Consider the following 2,862-nt stretch of genomic DNA (forward strand, 5'->3'; position numbering starts at 1 on the left):
CTCGCCCCGGGCGCGTAGGAATCCTGAACGCCTGACGGTGGGCAGCTTCGCGGATCATTGTGGTCAGACGTTCGATTGCGTCCTCGCGATTGCGGATCTGCGTGCGAAAGCGCCTGGCCGTGATGACGACCACTCCATCTCGCGTCGCCCGGCTTCCAGCGATTTCCAGCAGTCGCACGCGCACCCGTTCAGGCAGGGATGCGGAACGCGCCGTATCGAAACGTAGCTGTGCTGCGGTCGCAACCTTGTTGACGTTCTGACCGCCGGGCCCGGACGCCAGGATATAGCTGATCTCAATTTCATTATCGGCAAGAGACAAGCCGAGGAGAATGGGAATTGCCATGCCACGCTCCATAGCATGTTACGCCGTGAAATACCCGCATGCACTGTGCATGAAGCGTTCGGGCACGTCCATAAAGAGGTCGATTACCCCGCAACGTGCCCTATGCGCGTGCCGCAGGGCATCTTCCCCGAACGCACGTCATCGGCCGATAGTTCGCCCATTACAAACCAGCACCATTATTGGGATTATTGGGATTGTAGAGAGAGGCGTTTTTATGAACTGCTACGGAGCGTTATAAGATACGTACATGCCGCGCTCGGATGTTTACTTAATCCGCAGACTGCTTCTTTGGCGTTCACCACTACAAGCGCCTTAGAGAGCTCCTGATGATGAGGAAGCCAATCCAAGGTATTGTCTGTAAGCTCTTCCTATTGCGCCGCATACAAGAAGTAAACGTAGCCTACGAGCGAAGCAGATAGCGTATCGCGTCGATCACCTCGCAACACTCGACCGCCTACGGATTGCCCAAACATACCGGTTCGGGCATTAGAGGCGCGATCCGCTCCCAAACCCCCTTCGTCAGGTCGGATGTATGGCAACTAGCATTTCGGACAATCCCGGCCATTCGGACCCTCCGCTCCGGTCTCAACGTCCAGAGCTTGAGTTACACTTCCGAGACGGTCCAGATGAGCCATCAGGTGCCCGCATCAACGAGGAAAGTGATCGTAAGGCTCTCGGATGTCGCGACGCGCCGCAGCTTCACCGTTTCGCCCATCTGGGAGAACCAACCAGTGATAAGGCCATTGTAGAAGCCCGCAAGCCACGTGCCCGCCGGTTTGCCCAGGGCACCCGTGCGCGGATAGTCGAGCAGAGACAGATGTAGAGCGTTTTTCTGCGCATCGAAGCCAAGAGAAAACTGCCCCCAACCGATGAGGGCCAGATTGGCGTTGCATTCCAGTTCGAACGCCGCGGTCGTCTCGCAAGCAGGGAGCGGCAGGCGATCGGCCATGCGGCGCCCCACGCTGTAAAGGAGCGCATCACTCTCCTCAGCGCCTGCCTGTAATTCAAGCTCGGTGGCGAGAGAATGGATGAAAAGGGAAAAATCAGGCGAGATCATTTCGTCCCCAGAAAACTGTATTTGGCTGCAACAAAAGCTCTGACCTCATTCCAAGGCCCAGCCTTCTGGTAATCGGCGTTGAGGCTGAGCTTGAAATTAGGTGTCATGCGATAATCGATGGCACCGTAAATTCCGCCCGTCAGACCATTGGCGGAATTCCCATCCTGATACGCATAGAGCGGGGCCACGTTGGCGAGCAACGCCTGCGTATCCGAATTGGCAGGAAAGGTTTGTGAACGCGACGAGTGGTAGGTCTGATATCCTACACGACCAATAACGCGCCAGTCGATTTGTTTGTACGTCCCAGCATAGGTGGCCGGAAAGGTGAATGCGACGAAGTTCTGAGGTGAGAAATAGCCACCATTACCAAACGTGAACTGATATTCGTTACGATCATAGCCGAACCACGTCAGATCCATCCCAAGATGCAGATTGTGGCGCAGATCAGGCCGTTCCTGCCCCCATATCCTGATCTGTCCTCCTGCACCCGCCTCGTACCCGGTATTGCTGCGTGTATTGCGCCCCGTCAGATAAGATCCACCTCCGCGTGCATAGAGCGAGGCATTTTCATCACCATAGGCTAGCTGCGCGTAAACCCGGTTGCGAACAACACCACCCCATGTGGCGCCCGACGCGTCACGGAGGCCGGAATAGGAAATCAGTGAGTCCTGCACCGAACGCCGTTCCGCTCCGACTGTCAGGATCGTATTTCGTGCCAGCTTGGGCGCCACGCTTACGCCGCCCAGAACATTCGTCACTGCGAAACCAAGAGGTGACGTGCCAGCATCAAGGGTAAGCCAACGCCAGTCATATCGGCCCGAGAGCGCAACACCTGTCGCATTCATGGAACTGCTCTGGTTAAGAGCGCCCCCTATAACGCTATTGAGCGGGTTGTACCCGATATCGCGTGGTCCGTTCACATCCCCGCTGCGGTAGGAACGGCTGCTCAGGAACGTTGGTGTTGCAGCCAGTCGGATATGTCCGCCTCCGACCGGTAGCGATCCCGCAACATCCGTTGTGACATTGCTGAGACCATTCAGGCCCGAACCCGAGCGGCTATCGATACCGGGGGTTATGGTGACAGAGGCCGCCATACTATCGCTGATTTGTGTCAGCTCGCTATCCATCTGCCTTATCAGCGGGTCAGTCTGATTGCTTTGTAGCGTCACATCCTCACTGGCAAAGGGGTTGGTCCGCCGCACATAGGACTCGCGGCCAGGCGCGATCTGCTCGACGCGCAGAAGGCGTGCCTGAGCGAGTTCGCGTACGGCCGCCCGGATGTTGCCCCTCGCCCGATCCAGCTGCGCTGCTGCATACCAGCTTCTGGGATCCGTGGGGGCTATGGCGTTCATCTGCTGGACGTAACCGCTCGCCTCGGCGTAGCGATGCATCGAGATACATGTCTGGATCAGTGCCAGCCGCGCATCCAGATCGCTCGGGTCATGTTGCACCGCTTGCAGGG

3 protein-coding genes are annotated in these 2,862 nt (G+C 57.4%); all 3 read right to left on the reverse strand.

The window, feature by feature from the left end:
• The coding region (gene arfB / locus P792_RS25005) for an alternative ribosome rescue aminoacyl-tRNA hydrolase ArfB (protein WP_031240260.1) at window positions 1-343 on the reverse strand (343 nt) is incomplete at its 3' end.
• Between the two features lie 634 nt (window positions 344-977).
• Window positions 978-1,400 carry a cellulose biosynthesis protein BcsD gene (gene bcsD, locus P792_RS0118260; RefSeq protein ID WP_023978034.1) on the reverse strand — a complete coding sequence of 141 codons (423 nt, stop codon included), beginning with the start codon at window positions 1,398-1,400 and terminating at the stop codon, window positions 978-980.
• On the reverse strand, window positions 1,397-2,862 hold a 1,466-nt coding region (locus tag P792_RS37450; protein ID WP_023978035.1), incomplete at its 5' end, for a cellulose synthase subunit BcsC-related outer membrane protein. The genes P792_RS37450 and bcsD, both read right to left, overlap by 4 nt.

It is taken from the genome of Asaia sp. SF2.1, from assembly GCF_000505765.1.
In the GTDB taxonomy this organism is placed as follows: Bacteria; Pseudomonadota; Alphaproteobacteria; order Acetobacterales; family Acetobacteraceae; genus Asaia; species Asaia bogorensis.